Raw genomic sequence first — 23,672 nt, 5'->3', positions numbered from 1 at the left:
CGGCGACGTCGATGTTGATGTCGCCGATCTGCAGGACCTCGGGGGCGGGCTCCTCGGTGCGGCGAAGACGCACCCGCACGCCGCCGGGCTCCGCGGTCCCGTCGGAGGCGGACGGCGCTTCCGCCGTGGCGCGGGGGCGGGGCAGGTCCGCCGCCTGGGGCTGCGCATGCGTGCGCACGGCCTCGGCCGCCGGGAGCGGGGCCTTGCCGTGGCCCAGTTCCTCCGTGCCGTGGCCGGGCTCGTCCGTCCGACCGCCGGAGGCAACCGGCTGGGGGCCCTCCTGAGAGGTGGGGTACTCCGTCACGCGTGGCATTCCGTCCGTTTGCGCTCGATGTGCGCTGCACTCAACTCGGTCAGTCGCGGTATACCCGCTCAGCGGCGGGGACACCATCACCCCGCGTTTCCGCGTCCCGCTCGTTACCTCTCGTTATCGCGTCGGCCTAGGTCAAATGCTGTTCCGCAGGCGACATTTGACCGCCGACACCCCGGCGGAGGACGATCCTACGATTGCACCCCGGGGGCGCATCAAGGGTCTCATGAGGTCATATGCGCCGGGGTGCGGTCCCAATCCTCCGGCAGGGCCGGTACGCCCCAGGCCGGGTCAGGTCGCCAATCCTGCCAGCCTGCGGAGAACGGCGGACCCCAGGCCCGGATCACGTCCACCGCCGCGCGACCGGCCTCGCGCACGCGCCCGGCCTGCTCCGGGTCCATCAGACCGGACCGCTGGGCCTGTGCGAACTCGTCCTCGTCGAGCCACTTCCAGCTTCGGTCCGGGTAGACGGCGATGTCGAGGAAGTGGTCCACGGAGTCCACCCCGCCGGCCCACCGGGACAGGGGCTCCTCCAGGTTCACGTACCAGTTCTTGAGCCGCCAGCCGGGCCCCCAGAACAGCCACACCGACCAGGGGTCCCCGGGCCGTGCCAGCTTCAGCACCCCAGCCCCGAACCAGCGCGACCGTACGGTGGTCCGCGGCGCGGTGTACCGGGTGGCGAGCGGCTCCTCGTGGACCGGGGTCCCGTCGGCGAGCACCGGCTTGACGCACTCGGTCCCGGGAGCCATCCACACCGCGAGCAGCTCGTCGGTGTCGCTCACCACGGTCACGGGCCGGCAGATGTGGACGGCGCCCTTCGCGGCGGGCGCGTGGTCGCGGTAGCGCCAGAGGATCTGATCCCCGGGCGCCCAGCGGACGCCCTCCGCGGTTCCGCGCTCCGCGCTCCGTGCCCCGCTCCGCGGCGAGCCCGGTGCCGAGCTCCGCGCGCTGCCGCCCCCGCGGCCTCCGGTACCTGTCATGGGCAGATCTTAGGGCGGGGGTCCCGAGGATCGCCGCGCTGCAGGTCACCGAGGTGCCCGGGGGCGGGAAACGACCGGATCCGGACCCCGTCGCGGGGCGGCCGCGCCGGGGTCAGGGGCGGGTCATCCGCAGCACGTCCAGTGCTTCGTCGAGCTGCTCCAGGGTGAGGTCGCCGCGGTCCACGTAGCCCGACTCCAGGACGACCTCCCGGATCGTCTTGCGCTCCGCGAGGGACTTCTTGGCGACCTTGGCGGCCTCCTCGTAGCCGATGTACCGGTTCAGCGGGGTCACCACGGAGGGCGAGGACTCGGCGTACTCCCTGGCCCGGGCCGTGTTGGCGGTGATTCCGTCCACGGTGCGGTCGGCCAGCAGGCGGGTCACGGAGCCCAGCAGCCGGATGGACTCCAGCAGGTTGCGGGCCATCACGGGGAGCATCACGTTGAGCTCGAAGTTGCCCGCGGCGCCCGCCACGGCGACCGCCGCGTCGTTCCCCATCACCTGGGCGGCGACCATCAGCGCGGCCTCCGGCACGACCGGATTGACCTTTCCGGGCATGATCGAGGACCCCGGCTGGAGATCCGGGAGATTGATTTCGGCCAATCCGGTGCGCGGGCCCGAGGCCATCCAGCGCAGGTCGTTGCAGATCTTGGTGAGTGATACGGCGACCGTACGGAGCATTCCGGACGTCTCTACGAGTGCGTCCCGGGCCCCCTGGGCCTCGAAGTGGTCCCGGGCCTCGGTCAGCGGCAGCCCCGTCGCCGCGGCCACCTCGGCGATCACGGCCGCGGAGAACCCGGGCGGGGTGTTGATCCCGGTGCCCACGGCGGTCCCGCCCAGCGGCAGTTCGGCCAGCCGCGGCAGCGCCGCCCGCAGCCGCTCGACGCCGTAGCGGAGCTGGACCGCGTACCCGCCGAACTCCTGGCCCAGGGTGACCGGCGTGGCGTCCATCAGGTGCGTCCGGCCGGCCTTGACCACCAGGGAGAACTCGGCGGACTTGCGCTCCATCGCGCCCGCCAGGTGCTCCAGGGCGGGGATGAGCTCGCCGGTGACGGCGGCGGTGGCGGCGATGTGGATGGAGGACGGGAAGACGTCGTTGGAGCTCTGCGAGGCGTTGACGTGGTCGTTGGGGTGCACGGCGCGGCCGAGCCGCTCGGTGGCCAGGGTGGCGATCACCTCGTTGGCGTTCATGTTGGACGAGGTGCCGGAACCCGTCTGGAACACGTCGACGGGGAACTGCTCGTCCCAGCGGCCCCCGGCGACCTCGCCGGCCGCCGAGACGATGGCGGCGGCGATGTCCTCGTCGAGCACGCCGAGCCGGGCGTTGACGGCGGCCGCCGCGGCCTTGATCCGGGCCAGTGCCTCGATGTGGGCGCGCTCCAGGCGCTGTCCGGAGATGGGGAAGTTCTCGACCGCGCGCTGGGTCTGAGCTCGCCATTTGGCGTCCGCGGGGACGCGGACGTCGCCCATGGAGTCGTGCTCGATGCGGAACGCCTCGGGGGCGTCGTCCGGCTGCTGATCTTCGGTCATCTGTGGTGCCTCCTCAAAAAGTTGAGCAATTGTCTTGTTCGGACTGTTCCCAACTCGCCTACCGGCCAGTAAATACCGGGGGTAACACCGAGATCGGGGAGGCGTTCATGGCACGTGCCCGTACACAATCAAGGATCAGACTCAGATCTACCTTCGCCGCCGTAGTGGCGGCGGCGGCCGCCCTCGGGGGCGTCACCGCCATCACCCCCACGGCCCAAGCGGCGACCACCGCGGAGTCCTCCGCGGCTGCCGCGGTCACACCCCTCACGCCCGAACTGGAGGCCATCCGGGCCGCCGAGGCCGTCAAGATCTACGGCGACTCCGCGATCCGCCCGCTCGCGGACCGCAAGACCGGCCTGATCTCGCTCGGCGACAGCGAGATCTCGGGCGAGGGCGTCGGCAACTACGACCCCGCCACCAACACCCCGTCCAACCAGTGCCACCGCTCGCCCGACGCGGCGATCCACCGCACCGGCATCGCGGCCGACTACACCTTCAACGCGGCCTGCTCCGGCGGCTACACGGGCAACATCAAGATCGGAGGCAGCAAGCAGTACGCCGACGAGCTGGTGCAGAGCGACAGCCTGGCCATCAAGGCCCGCAACACCAGGATCAAGATGGTGCTGCTGGTCGCCGGGGCCAACGACGACCTGCAGTTCGGCCCGGTCATGACCGACTGCGTCACCCGCTGGGTGCTCAGCCAGGGCACCTGCGAGCCGAAGTACGGCCCGGGCTGGCAGGCGCGCGTCGACGGACTGAAGCCCAAGGTGCAGTCGACGATCGGCGACCTGAAGTCTGTCATGCGCGACGCGGGCTACGCGGACTCCGACTACAAGCTGGTCGTGATGGGCTACCCCAGCCCGATCGGCCCCGACTTCTACGACAACCCCGACTTCCCCGGCAAGCTCCCCGGAGGCTGCGCCGGCTACGACTCCGACGCCGCCTGGGGCCGCAACTACGCGGTGCCCACCTTCGAGAAGGGCATGCGCGCGGCCGCCCTCGCCGCGGGCGCGACCTACCTCGACAACTCGCGGCTCTTCCAGGGCCACGAGGTCTGCATGGAGGACACCTGGGCCCGCGGCCTCTACCTCGACCTCGGGGACCACTTCCCGTGGGACGAGAACACCGCCCGCCAGTCCTTCCACCCCAACTACCGCGGCCACGGCGCCTTCGCTTCCTGCCTGACCCAGCTCTACGCCTCCGGCCTGCGCGAGGCCTCCTGCGCCGACCCGGCGAGCACCGGCACCCCCGTCCTGCAGGCCGGGGCCTGGGACGACCTGTACAAGCCGCTGAAGAACGAGGCGACGGGCAACTGCGTCGACTCCAACGGGGGCGCCAGCGCCAACAACACCAAGATCCTCGGCTGGGACTGCCACGGCGGCCGCAACCAGGGCTGGTGGTACGACTCCGCCAAGAAGTCCCTCCACATCGAGCTCACCCACGACCGCTGCCTGGACGCACCCGGCGCCAACTACGGCGGCGGCACCGCACTGATCATCTGGAACTGCCACGGCGGCGCCAACCAGCAGTTCGTCCGTGACGGAGCCACCTTCCGGCCCGCCGCCGCCCCGGGCATGTGCCTGACGGTGGCCGGGGCGCACGAGCCGCTGCGCCTGCAGACCTGCAACGGCTCGGCCAACCAGCGCTTCGTGTAACCCCTGCGGACCCGTACCCCCGTGGGTCCGATGTTCCGTACGACCCCCCACGCCCGGCCGGCGCACCCCGGCCGGGTGCTCATGGGCTCACAGGTCGAGCAGCAGCTTGCGTACGTCCCGGGGCCGGTTGGTGATGAGCGTGTCCACGCCCAGGCGGACGCACAGCTCCACGTCCTCGGGCTCGTCCACGGTCCACACGCGCACCTGGAGCCCCTTCGCCTTCAGCCGGGCCACCAGCCCGGGATCCCGCCGTACGAGCTCGATGCCCGGACCCGCGTGGGTGGCGTACGGGGGCCGGACCGGCCGGACCCTGCGCTCGATCAGGTACACGGCCGGCAGCCCCGGCGCGAGGCGGTGCATCCGGGTCAGCGCGGACCGGGAGAAGCTCATCACCTCGACGCGGCCGGCGGAGCCGTCGGCGAGCCCGTACTCCGAGAGCAGCGACGCGAGCTCGGCCTCCAGCCGGCCGCCTGCGCGGGTGGGGTGCTTGGTCTCCACGGCCAGCCCGACGGGGTACGGCGCGGCCAGCGCCTCCTTGAGCAGGTCCTCGAACAACAGCACCCGGGCCCCGGCGTGGCCGGGCCCCTTCCACACCCCGAAGTCGAGGGCGCGCAGCTCCTCGTACGTCATCTCGGAGACGACCCCGCGCCCGTCGGAGGTCCGCTCCACCCGCCGGTCGTGCACACAGACCAGCCGGTGGTCGGCGGTGAGCCGCACATCGCACTCGAGCGAGTCGGCCCCGTCGGCGATGGCCTGCCGGTAGGCCTCGATGGTGTGCTCGGGATGCTCGTGGGAGGCCCCGCGGTGAGCGATGACCCGCGTTCCGCGGGCCGGGGGGAGGTCGGTCGTCGCTGACATACGGAAATCCTTGCAAACCGGGGTGAACGCGCTGGTGCGGGGTCGTGTCCCCGACGTTAACCGGATGCGGTGGCCTACCGGGCAGGGCAGGGTGTCGCCATGCCGGAGCCGATGATGCCCATCTCGCCCTGTGAGCCGTGCTCGCGCTGTGTCTTCCACGCGTGGCAGCTGATCGAGGGGGGCCGGCTGCTGTGGAGGTCCGAGTGGGAGTGCGACACCTGCGGCTTCGGATCCCCGGACACGTGCAACCGCGACGAAGGATGGGGCCGGGCCCCGGAGGAAGTCCGCGCGGCCGTGGTGGCGGCAGAGGGCACGGTCCTGCTCCGCGTGAGCGGCGCCCGCGCCGCGGCCCTGAAAGCCTTTCGTGACGAGCTCGGCCTGACGATGCAGGAGCTCTTGGCCGCCGTCCGCGACGGCTACCGCGCCACCCCGGTGGAGGCCCGCCACCTGACGGCCCGCCCCCGACACCGGCCGGGTGCGCCAACGGGCCCCTCCGCCTGGTGGGGGAGGGGCCCTTCAGGGTGTTCTACAGGCCCGGGCCGCGGACCGGGATGTGGGTGAAGGTGGGTTCCGGGGCCGGGTTCTGGAAGAAGTCGTTGCCCTTGTCGTCGACCACGATGAAGGCCGGGAAGTCCTCGACCTCGATCTTCCAGACGGCTTCCATGCCGAGCTCCTCGTACTCCAGGACCTCGACCTTCTTGATGCAGTCCTGGGCGAGGCGGGCCGCCGGGCCGCCGATGGAGCCGAGGTAGAAGCCGCCGTGCTTGCCGCAGGCGTCGGTGACCTGCTGGGAGCGGTTGCCCTTGGCCAGCATGACCTTGGAGCCGCCCGCCGCCTGGAACTGCTCGACGTAGGAGTCCATGCGGCCGGCCGTGGTCGGGCCGAAGGAGCCGGACGCGTAGCCCTCAGGGGTCTTCGCGGGGCCCGCGTAGTAGACCGGGTGGTCCTTGAGGTACTGCGGCATCGGAGCGCCCGAGTCCAGCAGCTCCTTGATCTTGGCGTGCGCGATGTCGCGCGCGACGACCAGCGGGCCGGTCAGGGAGAGACGGGTCTTGACCGGGTGCTTGGTCAGGGTCGCCAGGATGTCGTCCATCGGCTGGTTCAGGTCGATGGAGACGACGTCCGCCGACTCGTCGAGGTGGTCGTCGGTGGTCTCCGGCAGGAAGCGCGCCGGGTCGCGTTCCAGCTGCTCCAGGAAGACGCCCTCCGCGGTGATCTTCGCGGTGGCCTGGCGGTCCGCGGAGCAGGAGACGGCGATCGCGATCGGGAGGGACGCGCCGTGGCGGGGGAGGCGGACGACGCGGACGTCGTGGCAGAAGTACTTGCCGCCGAACTGCGCGCCGATGCCGATCTTCTGGGTCAGCTCGAAGACCTGCTGCTCCAGGGCCTCGTCGCGGAAGCCGTGGCCCAGGGGGGAGCCCTCGGTGGGGAGCTCGTCCAGGTAGTGGGCCGAGGCGTACTTCGCGGTCTTGAGGGCGTGCTCCGCCGAGGTGCCGCCGACCACGATCGCCAGGTGGTACGGCGGGCAGGCCGCCGTGCCGAGCGAACGGATCTTCTCCTCCAGGAACTTCATCATGGAGGCCTCGTTGAGGACCGCCTTGGTCTCCTGGTAGAGGAAGGACTTGTTGGCGGAGCCGCCGCCCTTGGCCATGAAGAGGAACTTGTACGCGCCGCCGTCGGTCGCGTACAGCTCGATCTGCGCGGGCAGGTTCGAGCCGGTGTTCTTCTCCTCCCACATGGTGACCGGGGCCATCTGCGAGTAGCGCAGGTTCAGGCGGGTGTAGGCGTCGTAGATGCCGTGGGAGAGGGCTTCCTCGTCACCGCCGGAGGTCAGGACGTTCTGGCCGCGCTTGCCCATCACGATCGCCGTGCCCGTGTCCTGGCACATCGGCAGGACGCCGGCCGCCGCGATGTTCGCGTTCTTGAGGAGGTCGAGGGCGACGAACTTGTCGTTCGCCGAAGCCTCGGGGTCGTCGATGATGCGGCGCAGCTGCGCGAGGTGCGCGGGGCGCAGGAAGTGCTGGATGTCGTGGATCGCCTCTTCGGCGAGCTTGCGCAGCGCCTCCGGCTCGACCTTGAGGAACGTACGGCCGTCGGCCTCGAAGGTCGAGACGCCTTCGGAGGTCACCAGGCGGTACGGGGTGGAGTCCTCGCCCAGGGGCAGCAGGTCGGTGTACGCAAACTCTGGCATGACGGCAGTCATTCCCTCACTCGGCAGACGGCGCTGACGACCGTTTGGCAGCGCGGTATCCAGCGTAGGACCTCTTCCGGTGGCTTTTGTTGTGAGGTAAGGCTCACTGGCCAGTATCGCGATCTATCGTGTCTCGCTATGCTGGGGCCCGTGGACCTGGAAAAGCAGCCCTCATCCGCGCCGGCCCCCGCGCCGGCCCCCGCACCCGCACACGGGCTGCGCGCCTCCGACGCGGACCGGGACCGGATCGCGCACATCCTGGCCGACGCCGTCGCCGAGGGCCGGCTGACCGCCGAGGAGCACTCGGACCGGCTCGACTCGCTGTACGCGGTCAAGACGGTCGCCGAGCTGGACGTGCTCGTACGGGACCTGCCCGCACCCGGCGCCGGCAGCCGGCAGGAGCCCGCGTACGCGGAATCGCCCGCGGGCGCGCCCGTCGAGACGGTCGTGGCCGTGTGCAGCAGCTCCTCCCGCAAGGGGCGCTGGCGGCCGGGCGCGCACACCCGCGCGATCTCCGTCATGGGGGACATCAGCATCGACCTGACCCAGGCGGTCTTCGAGCAGCAGGTCACCGAGATCAACGTGACCAGCATCCTCGGCAACGTCGAGATCCTGGTCCCGGAGAACGTCACCCTGCGCGGCTACGGCAGCGGGGTCCTCGGCAACTTCGAGGTGCACGGCGAGGGGCGCGGCGAGACCGATCCGCAGGCACCGGTCGTGATCGTCCGCGGCTTCGCGCTGCTGGGCAACATCGAGGCCCGCCCCAAGCTCGGCGCCCGCCTGGTGGACCTGGCGCGCAGGATCCGCAAGGGGTGGGAGGGTACCCGGTAAGATCGACGCGCGGGCAACTGCCTCTGAAATAAGCCTCTTTGGCCGGTAAGTTCTCGTAGGGTCGGCCCATGACCGTATCCAAGTGGGACCTGCTCGACCAGGCATACGATGCCCTGCGCTCCGTCGCGGGAGCCGTACCGGCCGGCGCCCTGAGCGCGCCGACGCCGTGCGACCAGTGGAATGTCGGCCAAGTGCTCCAGCACGCGGCGGGCGATCAGCTCGCCTACGCGGGCCGCCTCACCGGAGGGCCGGGACCGGCCGAGGACCCCTTCGCGCCCACCGGCGCCCTGGCCGGCAGCCCCGAGGAGCTGCTGGAGCCCGCCCTCGCCGCCGCCGCCGAAGCCTTCGCGGGGGTGGAGCCGGGCACCGCCGAGGTGGCCGTCCCGCTGCCCCCGTTCACCCTCGACGCCGAGACCGCGGTCGCCGCGGCCGCCCTCGACGCGGCCGTCCACGCCTGGGACATCGCCGTCGCCACCGGCCAGGTCTCCCCGCTGACCCCCGCCCTCGCCACGGCCCTGAGCCCGGCGGCCCGGGCGCTCGCGGAGCCGCTGCGCGGGTTCGCGTACGGCCCGGCGCTCCTCCCCGCCCCCGATCCGGACGCCGATCCGGTCGGTGCGCTGCTCGCCTTCCTGGGGCGCCGCCCCGACTGGACGCCGTCCGCCGCGTGACGTCCGGGTGACGGGGGCGGGGCCGGGCGGGGTCGCCCGGGGCCGTCCCGGGCGGGGCCGGGCGGGATCACCTTTCGGTCGAACCGGCCGGATCGGCGGCACAGGGTGCATAGGGGCGCGCACAGCGGGTAGGGACAGGTGCGTCGCCTCTCGCTCGCGTATACGTCGTCAGGAGTAGACCGTGCCGCATCCGCCGCGCCAGTCCCTGCAGGTAGCCGCCGTCCAGAGTCTTCAGGGGCGCCCGGCGGCGGTCGTGCCGAAGCCGCGGGTGCCGGCCAGGGAAGAGGACGGTCCATGGCACGCGGACGCGGTGTGCCGGCGCGACGAGGCGGGCCTGTTCTTCGCCCCGTCCAAGGAGCCGACCGCCGCCCGGCTGTCCCGTGAGGACGCTGCCAAGCGGGTCTGTGCCCGCTGCCCCGTCATGGTCGCCTGCCGGGAGCACGCGCTGATCCAGCCCGAGCCCTACGGAGTCTGGGGCGGTCTGACGGCCGCCGAGCGCCGGGTGGTGCTGGCCCGCCGGCGGCGCCGGGCGGGGGAGCTGCGCGAAGCCTCGTAGAGCCGGAGCTTCGTCGGCCCGCAGCGCTGCAGGCATACGGAAGGGGCGCCCCCGCCGCACGCGGGAGCGCCCCTTCCGTGATGCCGTGCCGTCGCCCGTGGCCTACTTGGCGCGGTCGAAGTCGATCGCGCTGTACGCGCGGAGCTTCGAGAGGCGGTGGGTCGAGTCGATCTGCCGGATCGTGCCCGACTTCGAGCGCATGACCAGCGAGGAGGTCGTCGCGGTCTCCGAGCGGTAGTGGACGCCGCGCAGCAGCTCGCCGTCCGTGATGCCGGTGGCGACGAAGAACACGTTGTCGCCGGAGACCAGGTCGTCCGTGAACAGGACGCGGTCCAGGTCGTGGCCGGCGTCGATCGCCTTCTGGCGCTCGGCCTCGTCCTTGGGCCACAGCTTGCCCTGGATGGTGCCGCCCATGCACTTGATCGCGCAGGCCGAGATGATGCCCTCGGGCGTGCCGCCGATGCCGAGCAGCAGGTCGATGCCGCTGTCCTCCGTGACGGCCAGGACCGAGCCGGCGACGTCTCCGTCGGAGATGAACTTGATGCGCGCGCCGGTCTCGCGGATCTCCTTGACGATGCCCTCGTGGCGGGGGCGGTCGAGGATGATCACCGTGACGTCCTCCACGGCCATGTTCTTGGCCTTGGCGACGCGGCGGATGTTGACGGAGACCGGGGCGTTGATGTCGACGAAGTCGGCGGCCTCGGGACCGGTGACCAGCTTCTCCATGTAGAACACCGCGGACGGGTCGAACATGGTGCCGCGGTCGGCGGCCGCCAGGACGGCGATGGCGTTCGGCATGCCCTTGGCGTTCAGGGTGGTGCCGTCGATGGGGTCCACGGCGATGTCGACCTCGGCACCGGTGCCGTCGCCGACCCGCTCGCCGTTGAAGAGCATCGGGGCTTCGTCCTTCTCGCCCTCGCCGATGACGACGACGCCGTTCATCGAGACGGTGGAGATCAGGGTGCGCATCGCGTTGACGGCAGCGCCGTCGGCGCCGAGCTTGTCACCGCGCCCGACCCACCGGCCCGCGGCCATGGCGGCGGCCTCGGTGACCCGTACGAGTTCCAGGGCGAGGTTGCGGTCGGGTGCCTCCGGAGAGACTTCGAGCTGGGGCGGCAGGTTGTGCTCGGTCATCGGAGCGCACCTTTCTGTACGGCGACGGCCGGGAGTGAGGGTCCCTCGACTCTATCGGTACGTCGACATATTGAGCAGACCGGGTCACGTATGAGCGCCATATCGGTCAGCTGATTGTCCTGAGCGGACATCTTGCGCTGCCCGTGGCGCGCCATCTCGACCCCGGCGGTGATCGCCCCGGGCCATGCGGGACGATGGTGGCGTGGCAGGTATGAAGGGCAAGCAGACGGTCGTGGACATGATCCGGTCGCTGGCGGTGATCGGGCTCGTGGTCGGGGGGATCTATTTGGTCATCCCACATGACGAGAAGGCCGATCCGACGAGGGTGGTCGACTACCGCGTCGAGAGCATCACCGCCCGGCGCGCGGCTCCGTACCCCGTGGCGGTGCCCGTCGGGCTGCCGCCGCAGTGGCGGGCGACCTCGGTCGGCTTCGCGCGCAAGGAGGCCAGCGCCTGGCACCTGGGCTTCCTGGACCCGCAGCAGCAGTACGTGGCGGTGGAGCAGTCCGCGGACGTCACGGACAAGTACATCGGGAAGGTCACCCGCAGGGCGCAGGCCACCGGGGAGACCCAGCAGGTCGGGGACCAGGTCTGGGAGCGCTGGGACGGCGAGAAGTACGACGCCCTCGTGCGCAAGGAGCAGGGCTACGTCACGGTGGTGACCGGGACGGCCTCCTTCGAGCAGCTCGGCGCGATGGCCGCGGCGCTGGAGTTCAAGCAGGGCTCGTAGCGCGCGGCGAGACGCAGTGAAAAGGCCGCGCTCCCCGGTATCCGGGGAGCGCGGCCTTTTCGTTCACTGCCTGCGGGGTGAGGCTCAGACGGTCGTGACGACCTGGTCGAACTCCAGGCGCGGGGAGCGCGCGAACCAGGCGTCCTCGCCCGGCTTGCCGATGTTGACGACCATCAGCAGGGTGTGGTCGGCGTCCAGGAACTCCTTCTCGACGCCGGCGGGGTCCACGCCGGTCATCGGGCCGGCGGCCAGGCCGGCGGCGCGGACGCCGATGATGAAGTACGCGGCCTGCAGCGCGGAGTTGAGCAGCGCGGACTGCTCGCGGAGCGGGCGCTCGGAGAAGAAGACGTCCTTGGCCTGCGGGAAGTGGGGGAGCAGCTGCGGGAGCTCCTCGTGGAACTCGTTGTCCGCGGACAGGATCGCGACCAGCGGGGCGGCGGAGGTCTTGGCCTGGTTGCCCTCGGACATGTGCTTGACGAGGCGCTCGCGGGCCTCGGGGGAGCGGACCAGGGTGATGCGCAGCGGCGTCTGGTTGAACGCGGTCGGGCCGAACTTCACCAGGTCGTAGATCGCCTGGACCTGCTCCTCGGTCACCGGCTCATCGGAGAACGTGTTGGCGGTACGGGCCTCACGGAAGAGGAGGTCCTGAGCGGCGGCGTCGAGAACGAGAGACATCGGAAAGCCTTCTTCTGTACGGGACTGCTGAAGCGATGCCCAGAGACTACGACGAAAGTAGATGAAAATTCAACTAAATCTGTCTCCGGGTGATCGGGATCACTCCCCACCGGCCCCCTCGGCCGCCTCGCGCGCCGCCAGCGCCGAGTCCAGCCGGGCGCGGGCCCCCTCCAGCCAGTGGCGGCACACCTTCGCGAGCTCCTCGCCGCGCTCCCAGAGCGCGAGGGAGTCCTCCAGTGAGGTGCCGCCGGCCTCCAGCTTGCGGACGACCTCGATCAGCTCGTCCCGGGCCTGCTCGTACCCCAGCGCCGTATCGGTCTCGGCCATTCCCGCTCCCACCTTAAATGTGTAATACACCGAAAATTGTTGCGGCAGTGTGAAACGAACTGCCGGTGAAACGACCCGCCGGTGAGGCGACCCGCCTACGAGGGCTCTTCGGCGGCGGCGACCCGCACCGGGAACTCGCCCTCCGCCACCCGCGCCCGCAGCACATCGCCCGCCGAGACGTCCTCGGGCGAGCGCACCACGTGCCCGTCGGCCCGCTGGAGCACCGCGTACCCGCGCTCCAGCGTGGCGGCCGGGGACAGCGCCACCACGCGGGCGAGCGTGTGCGCCAGCTCCGAATCGGCCCGGTCCAGCAAGTGCCCCAGGGTCCGGCGGCCGCGGGCCAGCAGCGCGTCCACCTCCGCCTCCCGGGTCTCGACCATCCGCCGGGGATGGACGAAGACCGGCCGCGCGAGCGCGTGCGCGAGCCCCCGCTCCTCCCGGTCGAGCAGCCCGCGCACGGCGCGCAGCCCCCGGCCCTGCAGCTGGCGCACCCGCTCCAGCTCCTCGCCCACGTCCGGGACCACCTTCTTCGCCGCGTCCGTGGGCGTGGACGCCCGCAGGTCCGCGACCAGGTCCAGCAGCGGGGAGTCGGGCTCGTGTCCGATCGCCGAGACCACGGGCGTACGGGCCGCCGCGACGGTCCGTACGACCTCCTCGTCGGAGAAGGGCAGCAGGTCCTCCACGCTGCCGCCGCCGCGGGCCACGATGATCACGTCCACCTCGGGCATGGAGTCCAGCTCCTTGACCGCCTGGATCACCTGGGGCACCGCGTGCACCCCCTGGACGGCGACGTTGCGGACCTCGAAGCGGACCGCGGGCCACCTGCGCCGGGCGTTCTCCAGCACATCGCGCTCGGCCGCCGAGGCCCGCCCCACCACCAGCCCGATCAGCTGCGGCAGGAACGGCAGCGGCTTCTTGCGGTCCAGCGCGAAGAGCCCCTCGGAGGCGAGGGAGCGCTTGAGCCGCTCCAGCCGGGCGAGCAGCTCGCCGATGCCGACGGGCCGTATCTCGGTGGCCCGCAGGGACAGCTGCCCGCGCGGGGCGTACCACTCGGGCTTGGCGAGCACGACCACGCGCGCGCCCTCCGTCACGGAGTCCGCGACCTCGTCGAAGACCTGCCGGAAGCAGGTCACGCTCAGGGAGATGTCGTGCGAGGGATCGCGCAGCGTCAGGAAGACCACCCCCGCTCCCGGCCGCCTCGAGAGCTGCGTGATCTGCCCTTCCACCCACACCTGACCGAGCTTGTCGATCCAGCCCCCGATAAGCCGGGACACCTGACCGACCGGCAGCGGCGCGTCAGCCGACGAATTCAGACCCATGCACGCAGGCTAACCGCCCGCACCGACACGGGCGTCGGGCAGGGAGTCCTCGTCCTGCCCGCGTCGCCCGCGCTGGGCCACCAGGACGCACAGGCCGACCAGCAGCCACACCGCCCCCACCAGTTGCGCCGTCCAGGAGGCCTCGACGATCACCGCGACGGTCACGGCGGCGCCGAGGACCGGGATCACCAGGTGCTTGAACCAGTTCGGAGCCCCCTCGCGGCGCTTGACCACGAACCAGCCGACCACCGAGGCGTGCAGCAGCGTGAAGGCCACCAGCGCCCCGATGTCGACCACCGAGACCAGGTGGTCCAGCCCGTCGTCGCGCCGGGCCGCCCACACGGCCGCGATCAGGGTGACCGTCGCCGCCAGCAGCAGGGCCGGCCGCGGGGTCCCGTGCGAGGTGTGGGAGAGGAAGCGGGGCAGCCGCCGCTCGCGGGCCATCGCGAAGAGCAGCCGGCCCGCCGCGGCCTGCCCGGCCAGGGCGGCGAAGGCGGCCCCGATGGCCTTGCTGATGGCGACCAGGTCGTGCAGCCACATCCCCACGGAGGCCTCGACCGTCGTGTAGAAGGCCGAGCCCTGCTTCCCCGGGTCGGCCGCCAGCTCCGCCGCCGTCAGGGGGCTGAGGAGGGCCGCCAGATAGGTCTGGGCGATGAACAGCACCCCGGTCACTGCCAGGCAGAAGAGCACCGCCCGCGCCACCTTCGCGCTGCCGCCGGTGACCTCCTCGGCGAAGGAGGCGATGGCGTCGAAGCCCAGGTAGGACAGGACCGCGACCGACACCGCGCCGAGCACGGCGGCCGTGGAGAACCCGCCGAGCGAGCCGTCGCCGGTGAAGGGGGAGAGCCAGCCGCGGTGCTCCGCGCCCCGGACCAGTACGGTCACCGCCGAGACCAGGAACACCAGCAGGACCGCGATCTCCATGGCCAGCACGGCGAAGCCCACGCGCGCGGCGGCCCGTACGCCCCACAGGTTGAGCGCGGTGGTCACGACCACCGCCAGGGCCGTCCACACCCACCGGGAGACCTCCGGGACCAGGGCGTTCATGGCGATCCCGGAGAAGAGGTACGCGACCGCCGGGATCAGCAGGTAGTCGAGCATCGCCATCCAGCCGGCGATCAGCCCGGGACCCTCGCCGAGGCCCTTTCGGGCGTACGTGAACACGGAGCCGGCCTGCGGGGCCACGCGCACCATCTGCGCGTAGGAGAAGGCCGTGAAGGCCATCGCCACCGTCGCGACGAGGTAGACGAGGGCGACGGCGCCGTGCGATTTGGCGTCGAGGGTGCCGAAGACGCCGACCGGGGCCATGGGGGCGATGAAGAGCAGCCCGTAGACCACCAGGTCCCGGAATCCGAGACTGCGGCGGAGCGAGGTGCCGGGCGCGGGCGACGGGCCGCCGGACGTGCCGGACGAGGGGCCGGACGGGCCGGGCGGCGTACTGGGATCCGTCGCGGACGCCATCTTTCCTCCGGGGGTAAGGCAGGTGCGGATGTTCGACCCAGTTTGTGCCGAACGGGCGACCCCCGGCCTGCTGGACACCCCCGTACGATGGAGCCCATGACTGCTGACGCCCCCGCTCCCGCATCCCGCCGCGTTCTCCTCGCCGCCCCGCGCGGCTACTGCGCGGGCGTGGACCGAGCCGTGATCGCCGTCGAGAAGGCTCTCGAACAGTACGGCGCGCCGGTCTACGTGCGGCACGAGATCGTCCACAACAAGTACGTCGTGCAGACCCTGGAGCGGAAGGGAGCCGTCTTCGTCGAGAAGACGGAGGAGGTCCCCGAGGGCTCCATCGTGATGTTCTCCGCGCACGGCGTGGCCCCCGTGGTGCACGAGGAGGCGGCGCGCGGCAAGCTCGCGACGATCGACGCGACCTGCCCGCTGGTCACCAAGGTCCACAAGGAAGCCATCCGCTACGCGAACGAGGACTTCGACATCCTCCTCATCGGCCACGAGGGCCACGAGGAGGTCATCGGCACCTCCGGCGAGGCCCCGGACCACATCACCATCGTGGACGGCCCGCACGACGTGGAGAAGGTCACCGTCCGCGACGAGTCGAAGGTCGTCTGGCTGTCGCAGACCACCCTCTCCGTCGACGAGACGATGGAGACGGTCGACGCACTGAAGACCAAGTTCCCGCTGCTCGTCTCGCCGCCCAGCGACGACATCTGCTACGCCACCTCGAACCGCCAGGAGGCGGTCAAGGTGATGGGCAAGGACTGCGACCTGGTCATCGTCGTCGGCTCCAAGAACTCCTCGAACTCGATCCGCCTCGTCGAGGTCGCCCTCGACGCGGGCGCGCAGGCCTCGTACCTCGTCGACTTCGCCAGCGAGATCGACGAAGCCTGGCTCCAGGGCGTCACCACCGTCGGTCTGACCTCGGGCGCCTCGGTGCCGGAGGTGCTGGTCGAAGAGGTGCTGGAGTGGCTGGCCGTGCGCGGGTACGCGGACGTGGAGATCGTCAAGACGGCCGAGGAGTCCATCGTCTTCTCCCTGCCCAAGGAACTGCGCCGCGACCTGCGCGCGGAGGCGGCGGAGCTCGTGGCGCCGCCGGGCGCGGCCTCGGGCGCGGCCGGGGGCGTACAGAAGTAGGCATCTCCTCGGCAGGGCGCTCCGGCCGGTCCTTTCGTACGGTGGGGTCCATGGAGATCTTCGGCGTGGACATCGGCGGTTCCGGGATCAAGGGCGCTCCCGTGGACCTGAACCGTGGCGACCTGGCGCAGGAGCGCCACAAGGTGCTGACACCGCAGCCGGCCACCCCCGACGGGGTGGCCGGCTGCGTCGTCGAGGTGGTGCGCCACTTCGACTGGGACGGCCCGGTGGGGGTCACCTTCCCCGGGGTGGTCACGGGCGGGGTGACCCGGTCGGCGGCCAACATGGACAAGGCCTGGGTCGGTGTGGACACGGCGGCGCTGCTCTCCTCGCGCCTGGACGGCCGTCCGGTGACGGTCCTGAACGACGCGGACGCGGCCGGGGTCGCGGAGATGGCCTACGGGGCGGGGCGCGGGGTCGACGGCACCGTCATCCTGCTCACGCTGGGCACCGGGATCGGCAGCGCGCTCTTCACGGACGGACATCTGGTGCCCAACAGCGAGCTCGGCCACCTCGAGCTGAAGGGCCACGACGCGGAGACGCGGGCCTCGGTGAAGGCGAAGGACGACGGGGAGCTGACCTGGGAGCACTGGGCGCGCCGGGTCGGGAAGTACCTGGCGCACGTGGAGATGCTGTTCTCCCCGGACCTCTTCATCATCGGCGGCGGCGTGAGCCGCAAGCCGGAGAAGTTCCTGCCGCTGATCGAGGGCGTCCGGGCGCGGATCGTGCCGGCGGAGCTGCAGAACAACGCGGGCATCGTGGGCGCGGCGATGGCGGCGCGCTCGGCGGCGGCGGCGCAGTAGCCGCCGGTCCCGCTCCCGGGGCGGCGCAGTAGCCGCCGGTCCCGGTCCGGGTCCCTGCCCCGGCCGCGGCCGCCCCGGACCCGGCCCCGCCGGGCTCAGGCGACGCGGCGGGGCATCCGGCGGCGGCCGATGAGGACGGCTTTGCGCACCACCGCGATCAGCGCCGCCACGAGCGTGCCGGCGTACAGCCAGCCGGCGTGCAGGGACAGCGCGGACACCAGCCCCATCACCTCGCCTGCGAAGCCGCCGGAGCCGCCCGACACGGGCCACACTCCGGCGGCGAAGGCGATCGGGGCGGCGATCGGGGCGGTGATCAGGTCGGCGGGCCGCACCCACAGGGCGGTGGCCGCCGCGACGGGCAGGAAGAACAGGCCGTAGACGAACAGCGAGGCGTCGAACAGCAGCCAGTCGAGGCCGCCGATCAGAAACATCGCGGCGCAGGCGAAGAGCCCGCCGCCGAGCCCGGTCAGTTTGGGCCGCGGCAGCCGGCGTACCGGCGTCGGCGCCCGCTGGGGGGACTGCTCCGCCGACCGCTCCGCCGGGTGACGTACCGTACGCGCCTTGTATCGCTCCACCCCCCAAAACTAGGCGGGGAGGCTGCCGATCGCGTGCCCGGACACGCGTACATCCGTGCCCCCTCATCGAAAGTAAACTGCTCCTTGGCCCACTCCGGGCCGCCGCCCCCTCCAGCTACGGGAAGTCGCCAACGTGTCGCTCACGATCGGAATCGTCGGCCTGCCGAATGTCGGCAAGTCGACCCTGTTCAACGCCCTGACCAAGAACGACGTGCTGGCGGCCAACTACCCGTTCGCCACGATCGAGCCGAACGTCGGCGTCGTCGGCGTTCCGGACGCCCGCCTCGGCGTCCTGGCCGGCATCTTCGGCTCCGCCAAGCTCCTCCCGGCGACGGTCGACTTCGTCGACATCGCGGGCATCGTGCGCGGTGCGTCGGAGGGCGAGGGCCTCGGCAACAAGTTCCTCGCGAACATCCGCGAGTCGGACGCGATCTGCCAGGTCATCCGCGCCTTCAAGGACGAGAACGTCGTCCACGTCGACGGCAAGGTCTCGCCGAAGGACGACATCGAGACCATCAACACCGAGCTGATCCTCGCGGACCTCCAGTCCATCGAGAAGGCGGTGCCGCGCCTGACGAAGGAGTCCCGTCTCCAGAAGGAGAAGGTCGCGGTCCTCGCCGCCGTCGAGAAGGCCCAGAAGATCCTCGAAGCGGGCGACACCCTCTTCTCCAAGGGCATCTCCAAGGGCACGGAGCAGGGCGACCTGCTCCACGAGCTGCACCTCCTCACGGTCAAGCCGTTCCTCTACGTCTTCAACGTGGACGAGGACGAGCTGACGGACGACGCCTTCAAGGCCGAGCAGAGCGCGCTGGTGGCCCCGGCCGAGGCGATCTTCCTCAACGCCAAGCTCGAGGCGGAGCTCATCGAGCTCGAGGACGACGAGGCGCTCGAACTCCTCCAGTCGGTCGGCCAGGAAGAGCCCGGCATGGCCACCCTCGGCCGTGTGGGCTTCGCCACCCTGGGCCTGCAGACCTACCTGACGGCCGGCCCGAAGGAAACCCGCGCCTGGACCATCAGGAAGGGCGCCACCGCCCCCGAGGCCGCCGGTGTGATCCACACGGACTTCCAGCGCGGCTTCATCAAGGCGGAGATCATCTCCTTCGCGGACCTGGTCGAATGCGGCTCGGTCGCCGAAGCCCGCTCCAAGGGCAAGGCCCGCATGGAGGGCAAGGACTACGTCATGCAGGACGGCGACGTGGTCGAGTTCCGCTTCAACGTCTGAGTGGTCACGAGGGGCCGGCTCCGGTGGGAGCCGGCCTTTTCGACGTGCGGTCACCGCAAGAGTCAAATGCGGACAAGTGGGTCGAAATTGTCAAGATTTCGACCAACGCTTGGTGAGGACCGTTATCGCCTCTGTCACATCGTCGAGGCGCCCGTTGTCCGTCCTTATCGCCCTTGCGAGCTCAATGTGGAGAAAACGCAGCTTTTCCTCGGCCGCCACCTGGCCCTGCTCGTTCGAGCTTCCGGCCAGTTTGCATTTCCGGACATTGGCCCGGCAGACCTCCAGGCCCTCGTCGGCCAGCGCCGCCGACAGGACCCTGGCCTCGGACGATGCCCGGTCCCCGGCCCCCGTCGAGACCACGGCCTCGAATTCGGGGAAGGACTCGTTGGCGAAGCCGTGCAGCTGCACCCCCGGCAGGCGGCGCTCCATCAGTTCCTCGATCACCTGGTGGAACACCGAGTCCGTGCGGTGCGCCACATCGGCCGCGTCCCCCTCGCCGGCGGTCCGGTGGGCACCGGCCAGCACCAGCACTCCGCCGGGCGCCCCGCGCAGCACCCGGGCGCCGAGCCGCTCGGTCTCCTGGTCGGCGATGGGGTGGGGGACCTGCACGCTCCAGCTCGGCCGCACGCCCAGGTTCACGTACACCCGGCCCCAACCCCGGTTCGCCGAGCCCGAAGTGCTCGCCGCGTCGGCGATCTCGGCGAAGTCGCGGCCGCTCGCCGTGTCCGTGAAGGCCTGCACCGTGAAATCGACCTCGGCCAGGCGCTCGCGGGCAGCCTGCTCCTCGCCGTCGAGGAGCAGGGCGACACCCTGGGTGACCGTCCGGCGCTCGTCCGCCGTGGGGATCCGGTAGCCCCCGTGCTCCCCGAATCCCTGGGTGAATGCCGTAATCCGCTTTTCCAGGTCGACCCCCGGTGCCGCCGAAGGTCTGGAATTCACCTGCATTTCGCCCGATGGTTGCCCTGCGGAGAGCGTGAAATACGCCACAATCGCCGCCATGGCGGCCACTGCGCACAGAGTTGCCTTAATCGTTATACGTTTCGCGAGGAACGGAGTCATGATCGGATAAAGATAGACCGAGTGAAGATATCCGCCTCTCTCGTCACGCTCCGCACCGGAGCGCTCACCCTGCTCCTGTCGACAGCCCTCGCCGGCTGTGGACTCCTCGGAGACGGGGGATCCGGTGGCGATGCCAAGGGCCGTCTGTCGACCGGGGCCGGTGGACGCTCCTTCACCGTGGCCGCTGCCGGTGACGTACTCATCCACCCCGAGCTGACCACTCAGGCCGAGCAGGACGCCAAGGCCAAGGGCAAGGGCGGCATGGACTTCGGGCCGATCATGGCCGGGGTGAAGCCGGTCATCAGCAAGGCCGACCTGGCGATCTGCCACATGGAGCCGGTGCTGGGCAAGCCGGAGGGGCCGTTCCAGAGCTTCCCGGACTTCATCGCGCCGCCGCAGATCACCACGACGCTCAAGGACCTCGGGTACGACACCTGCTCGACGGCGTCGAACCACGCGCTCGACCACGGTGTGGGAGGCGTCAAGCAGACCCTCGACGCCCTCGACAAGGCCGGCCTCAAGCACACCGGCTCCGCCCGCAGCCAGGCGGAGGGCGCCAAGCCGCTGATCATGGACGTCAAGGGCGTCAAGGTCGCGCAGATCTCCTTCGCCGGCGGGTTCAACGGGCGTCAGGTGCCCGCGGACAAGCCCTGGCTGGCCAACAAGACCTCGCTCGATGCCATCTCGGCCGCCGAGAAGGCCGCCCGCGCCGCCGGCGCCGAGGTCGTCATCCTCAGCATCCACTGGGGCAAGGAGCACCAGCCCGCCCCGAACTCGCTCCAGCTGAGCCTCGCCAAGAAGGTCGCCGAGAAGACCGGCATCAACCTGGTCATCGGCCACCACGCCCACGTCGTGCAGCCCATGGAGAAGGTCGGCGACATCTGGGTCGCGTACGGGCTCGGCAACCAGCTCGCCCGGCACGAGGTGCCCAGCGGGCTGTCCGAGGAGGGCGTCATCGGCTGGTTCGAGTTCGCCGAGAAGAACGGCAAGTGGGACGTCAAGGCCCGCTACGTCCCCACCTTCGTGGAGCTGCCGCCGGACCTCGAGGTCACCGACCCCGCGGTCAAGCTGCCCGAGACCGGAGCGGTCAAGGATCACCGGCTGATCGACCTCGCCACCGCGCTGAAGAACGGCAGCGGGCTGTCGGCCGAGCGGCGTGCCCGCTACCAGCTCGCGTACGACCGCACCCAGGGCACCCTGCTCAACCGGGGCGGCAGCGAGGACGGACTGGAGCCCCTGGCGAACCGTTAGGACCGGGGAGACGTCCACTCACCGGAGGGGTCGCCCACAGCGACCACCCGCACCCGCACCCGCACCATTACCCACATCCACAGGAGTCCCGTTGTCCGCGTCGCGCACGAAGCGGCGGCAGAAGGCCCGCCGAAGGGCTGACATGTCGCTGCTGGGCGGCATCCGGCCGCCCATCGCCGCGCTGTCCGCGCTGCTGCTCGCACTTGCCGCGCTCACCGCCTTCCACCTCGGCAAGGTGGGCAATGAGTCCGTCCCCGAGGCGGTCCGCACCTCTCAGCAGTACTTCGCCGAGGACGGCGCCATCGCGATGCGGGCCTCGCTGGACGAGTCGATCACCGACATCTCCCGCACGGCCACCCTCTTCAACGCGGGCGACCCGGTCTCCGCCGACACGGTGCTCGACAAGCTCGGCAACGTCTACCAGAAGTGGCGCGGCACGGCCGTCATCGAGGTCAAGTCCGGACGGCTCGAGGCCCAGCGCGGCGAGAACGTGCCGCTGAAGGCCATCGACCACACCAAGCTCGCCGAGGCCAACGGCCTCGTCCCGCGCATGGTGCGGCTGGAGAACGGCGAGACCCGCCTGCTCACCTTCGCCGTACTGTCCTGGCCCGGCCAGCCCCAGAAGCTGCTCGTCGCCTCGAGCAGCCTGCGGTTCCCCGGCGTCAGCCTCGGCAAGTTCCGTGCCATCGCGGTGAGCGACGACACCGGCCAGATCCTCAGCAGCGACGGCCTCGCCAACGACGAGCAGATCCAGTCCGACGAGGTCAAGGAAGAGACCGAGCGGGCCCGCAAGCAGCTCAAGAAGTACGCCAAGATCGCCTCGCGGAAGACCAAGGCCAACCCGCTGACCACCAAGGAGCCCGGTGGCGGCGGCTTCCGCGGCGTCAGCGGCAGCCTGCTCGGGCCCTCCAACGACGGTGAGCGGACCGTCGTCGGCTACGCGAGCCTGACCGGCCCCGAGGCGGGCAAGGGCACCGCGGCCACCGCCCTCGGCCTGACCGTCATCTCCCTGATCAGCGTCACCGAGGACCGTGCCTCCCTCGTCGACCCCTTCTTCGGGATCGTCGCCGCGGCCGTCCTGCTCGTCATCGGCCTCCTCGCCGTCTCCCTGCTCATCGGCACCGTGCAGAAGCCGCTGCTCCAGCTCTTCCTGGAGAGCCGCCGGCTCAGCCGCGGAGACCTGAACCGGCCGGTCAACCGTCCCAAGTACGGTGAGGCAGCCCGCATCGGCACCGCGCTGGAGCGGCTGCGCCGCCAGCTGCTCGGCGAGTCCGCCGAGGACCAGAAGGCGCACAACCCCGGCCGCGGCCGCGGCCGGATCGGCGCCCGCGCCCTGCTCGCCACCTGCGGCGCGCTCCTGCTGCTGTGGTCCGCGCCCCTGGTGCTGCTGCTCAACCGGGCCGGCGACTCCGTCGGCGTACCGCAGACGATCGTCCACGACCAGCGCGAACGCACCGACACCCTTGCCGACCGGGTCCGCCGCGCCCTCAACGAGGGGCACACGGACCTCGCCTCCGTGGGCTCGCTGATCGGCCCGGCCACCACCCCCGCCGAGATGACCGGGATCCTGGAGCGCACCCTCACCCAGCACGGGCGCTACGAGTCCTTGTACGTCCTCCAGGCGGACGGCACCATCACCGCCAAGGTCGGGGCCGAGCCCCGGCGCCCGCAGGGCAAGGCACCCGCCGTCGACGCGCCCGTGGCGCTGCTCGAATCCGGCAACGCGCCGGTCATCGTCGAGTTCGCCGCGGCCCCCGGCCTCAAGGGCGCGTCCGTGGTAGGAGAGCTGCGCATCGACTTCCTCAACTCCCTGCTCAAGCGCCCCGGCCTGGGCGAGATCCGGGTGATCGACGAGAAGCAGCGCATCATCGGCGGCAACAACGGCTACCTGGCCTTCTCGCAGCTGCCCAACGAAAGCCTGCGGGCGCTGGTGGCCGGCACCAACCAGAAGGTCGGCAAGGGCCCGCGCCCCAGCAGCGTCGTGCTGCGCGGCAGCAACGACGACATCACCATCGCCGCCGCGGTCCCGATGGCAGGCGGCGGCGCCGCCAAGCCGCTCGCCTGGACCGTGGTCAGCTGGCAGCCCGCCAAGGGCCTGGCCATCCCCGAGTACAACCTGCAGAACCGTACGGTGCTGGCCGGACTGCTCGGCCTCACGGCCGCCCTGGTCTGTCTCGGCTGGCTCCAGATCGTGGTGGTCCAGGCGCTGCGCGAACTCGCGCGGCGCGCCGAAGCCCTGGCGGACGGCGACCGCCGCACCGTCCTCTACCCGCGCCACCACGACGAGGTCGGCGCCGTCACCCGCAGCCTGGAAGTCATCAGGCAGCAGCTCCAGGAGCTGCGCAAGCGGGAAGCCAGCAGCACCGCCGGCCGGTCCGGCCAGGCTGCCAAGGCCGGAAGGAACTGACCCC

At 71.1% G+C, this 23,672-nt stretch carries 21 protein-coding genes and 1 pseudogene; 10 read left to right on the top strand and 12 right to left on the bottom strand.

Annotated elements, in window-relative coordinates; genetic code table 11:
- The 3 genes and pseudogenes from ACFWBW_RS10565 to ACFWBW_RS10555 form a co-directional block, all read right to left on the bottom strand.
- A pseudogene (locus ACFWBW_RS10565) lies at positions 1 to 304 on the bottom strand (hypothetical protein); the annotation flags it as partial.
- Between the two features lie 230 nt (positions 305 to 534).
- On the bottom strand, positions 535 to 1,290 hold the full coding sequence (locus ACFWBW_RS10560; protein ID WP_385370344.1) for a DUF402 domain-containing protein: 756 nt from the start codon (positions 1,288 to 1,290) through the stop codon (positions 535 to 537).
- Positions 1,291 to 1,402: 112 nt separating this feature from the next.
- Positions 1,403 to 2,818 (bottom strand): class II fumarate hydratase, encoded by a 1,416-nt coding sequence (locus ACFWBW_RS10555; protein ID WP_385370342.1) that lies wholly within the window; start codon positions 2,816 to 2,818, stop codon positions 1,403 to 1,405.
- A gap of 107 nt (positions 2,819 to 2,925) precedes the next feature.
- On the opposite strand from ACFWBW_RS10555, the gene ACFWBW_RS10550 reads away from it, so the two are divergent.
- A complete protein-coding gene (locus ACFWBW_RS10550) occupies positions 2,926 to 4,473 on the top strand; it encodes a ricin-type beta-trefoil lectin domain protein (protein WP_385370340.1) in 1,548 nt (515 codons plus the stop codon).
- A gap of 87 nt (positions 4,474 to 4,560) precedes the next feature.
- Here the strand turns inward: ACFWBW_RS10550 and ACFWBW_RS10545 are convergent, their stop codons facing one another.
- On the bottom strand, positions 4,561 to 5,331 hold the full coding sequence (locus ACFWBW_RS10545; RefSeq protein WP_385370338.1) for a glycerophosphodiester phosphodiesterase: 771 nt from the start codon (positions 5,329 to 5,331) through the stop codon (positions 4,561 to 4,563).
- A 526-nt stretch (positions 5,332 to 5,857) separates the two neighbouring features.
- The gene (locus ACFWBW_RS10540; protein ID WP_385370336.1) at positions 5,858 to 7,522 is read right to left on the bottom strand and encodes a fumarate hydratase; all 1,665 of its coding nucleotides are present in this window, start codon (positions 7,520 to 7,522) and stop codon (positions 5,858 to 5,860) included.
- A 150-nt stretch (positions 7,523 to 7,672) separates the two neighbouring features.
- Between ACFWBW_RS10540 and ACFWBW_RS10535 the strand changes: the two genes are divergently transcribed.
- The 3 genes from ACFWBW_RS10535 (at position 7,673) to ACFWBW_RS10525 (ending at position 9,577) form a co-directional block, all read left to right on the top strand.
- Positions 7,673 to 8,353: a DUF1707 domain-containing protein gene (locus ACFWBW_RS10535; protein ID WP_385370334.1), complete on the top strand. Its 681-nt coding sequence runs from the start codon at positions 7,673 to 7,675 to the stop codon at positions 8,351 to 8,353.
- 68 nt (positions 8,354 to 8,421) lie between these two features.
- Positions 8,422 to 9,021: a TIGR03086 family metal-binding protein gene (locus ACFWBW_RS10530; protein WP_385370333.1), complete on the top strand. Its 600-nt coding sequence runs from the start codon at positions 8,422 to 8,424 to the stop codon at positions 9,019 to 9,021.
- 181 nt (positions 9,022 to 9,202) lie between these two features.
- Positions 9,203 to 9,577 (top strand): WhiB family transcriptional regulator, encoded by a 375-nt coding sequence (locus ACFWBW_RS10525; RefSeq protein WP_374213444.1) that lies wholly within the window; start codon positions 9,203 to 9,205, stop codon positions 9,575 to 9,577.
- 102 nt (positions 9,578 to 9,679) lie between these two features.
- Here ACFWBW_RS10525 and glpX read toward each other — a convergent pair whose 3' ends face one another.
- Positions 9,680 to 10,711 (bottom strand): class II fructose-bisphosphatase, encoded by a 1,032-nt coding sequence (glpX, locus tag ACFWBW_RS10520; RefSeq protein WP_243335787.1) that lies wholly within the window; start codon positions 10,709 to 10,711, stop codon positions 9,680 to 9,682.
- A gap of 211 nt (positions 10,712 to 10,922) precedes the next feature.
- On the opposite strand from glpX, the gene ACFWBW_RS10515 reads away from it, so the two are divergent.
- Positions 10,923 to 11,441: a DUF4245 domain-containing protein gene (locus tag ACFWBW_RS10515; RefSeq protein ID WP_385370359.1), complete on the top strand. Its 519-nt coding sequence runs from the start codon at positions 10,923 to 10,925 to the stop codon at positions 11,439 to 11,441.
- Positions 11,442 to 11,525: 84 nt separating this feature from the next.
- Here ACFWBW_RS10515 and ACFWBW_RS10510 read toward each other — a convergent pair whose 3' ends face one another.
- From ACFWBW_RS10510 to ACFWBW_RS10495, 4 genes are all read right to left on the bottom strand, one after another.
- Positions 11,526 to 12,116: a malonic semialdehyde reductase gene (locus ACFWBW_RS10510; protein ID WP_385370330.1), complete on the bottom strand. Its 591-nt coding sequence runs from the start codon at positions 12,114 to 12,116 to the stop codon at positions 11,526 to 11,528.
- 99 nt (positions 12,117 to 12,215) lie between these two features.
- Positions 12,216 to 12,443, bottom strand: a complete 228-nt coding sequence (locus tag ACFWBW_RS10505) for an exodeoxyribonuclease VII small subunit (protein WP_250742764.1) — start codon at positions 12,441 to 12,443, stop codon at positions 12,216 to 12,218.
- A 95-nt stretch (positions 12,444 to 12,538) separates the two neighbouring features.
- Entirely contained in the window at positions 12,539 to 13,762 is a 1,224-nt protein-coding gene (gene xseA, locus ACFWBW_RS10500; protein WP_385370328.1) for an exodeoxyribonuclease VII large subunit, read from the bottom strand.
- Between the two features lie 9 nt (positions 13,763 to 13,771).
- Positions 13,772 to 15,223, bottom strand: coding sequence for an APC family permease (locus tag ACFWBW_RS10495; RefSeq protein ID WP_385370326.1), 1,452 nt, complete (start codon positions 15,221 to 15,223; stop codon positions 13,772 to 13,774).
- A gap of 87 nt (positions 15,224 to 15,310) precedes the next feature.
- Between ACFWBW_RS10495 and ACFWBW_RS10490 the strand changes: the two genes are divergently transcribed.
- Positions 15,311 to 16,351: a 4-hydroxy-3-methylbut-2-enyl diphosphate reductase gene (locus ACFWBW_RS10490; protein WP_385370325.1), complete on the top strand. Its 1,041-nt coding sequence runs from the start codon at positions 15,311 to 15,313 to the stop codon at positions 16,349 to 16,351.
- A 50-nt stretch (positions 16,352 to 16,401) separates the two neighbouring features.
- On the top strand, positions 16,402 to 17,154 hold the full coding sequence (ppgK, locus tag ACFWBW_RS10485) for a polyphosphate--glucose phosphotransferase (RefSeq protein ID WP_385370324.1): 753 nt from the start codon (positions 16,402 to 16,404) through the stop codon (positions 17,152 to 17,154).
- A gap of 95 nt (positions 17,155 to 17,249) precedes the next feature.
- Here ppgK and ACFWBW_RS10480 read toward each other — a convergent pair whose 3' ends face one another.
- Positions 17,250 to 17,729 (bottom strand): DUF6542 domain-containing protein, encoded by a 480-nt coding sequence (locus ACFWBW_RS10480; protein WP_385370322.1) that lies wholly within the window; start codon positions 17,727 to 17,729, stop codon positions 17,250 to 17,252.
- 133 nt (positions 17,730 to 17,862) lie between these two features.
- Here ACFWBW_RS10480 and ychF point away from each other — a divergent pair, with 133 nt between their 5' ends.
- Positions 17,863 to 18,951, top strand: coding sequence for a redox-regulated ATPase YchF (gene ychF, locus ACFWBW_RS10475; protein ID WP_385370321.1), 1,089 nt, complete (start codon positions 17,863 to 17,865; stop codon positions 18,949 to 18,951).
- A 90-nt stretch (positions 18,952 to 19,041) separates the two neighbouring features.
- Here ychF and ACFWBW_RS10470 read toward each other — a convergent pair whose 3' ends face one another.
- Positions 19,042 to 20,010, bottom strand: coding sequence for a hypothetical protein (locus tag ACFWBW_RS10470; RefSeq protein WP_385370320.1), 969 nt, complete (start codon positions 20,008 to 20,010; stop codon positions 19,042 to 19,044).
- Positions 20,011 to 20,031: 21 nt separating this feature from the next.
- Between ACFWBW_RS10470 and ACFWBW_RS10465 the strand changes: the two genes are divergently transcribed.
- Positions 20,032 to 21,261: a CapA family protein gene (locus ACFWBW_RS10465; protein ID WP_385370318.1), complete on the top strand. Its 1,230-nt coding sequence runs from the start codon at positions 20,032 to 20,034 to the stop codon at positions 21,259 to 21,261.
- A gap of 91 nt (positions 21,262 to 21,352) precedes the next feature.
- The gene (locus ACFWBW_RS10460; RefSeq protein ID WP_385370316.1) at positions 21,353 to 23,668 is read left to right on the top strand and encodes a HAMP domain-containing protein; all 2,316 of its coding nucleotides are present in this window, start codon (positions 21,353 to 21,355) and stop codon (positions 23,666 to 23,668) included.
- Positions 23,669 to 23,672: the final 4 nt, after the last annotated feature.

This window comes from Streptomyces sp. NPDC059957, assembly GCF_042730015.1.
GTDB lineage: Bacteria > Actinomycetota > Actinomycetes > Streptomycetales > Streptomycetaceae > Streptomyces.
Note: the sequence above shows the minus strand (reverse complement) of the source record. Positions and strands in the feature narration are given on the sequence as shown.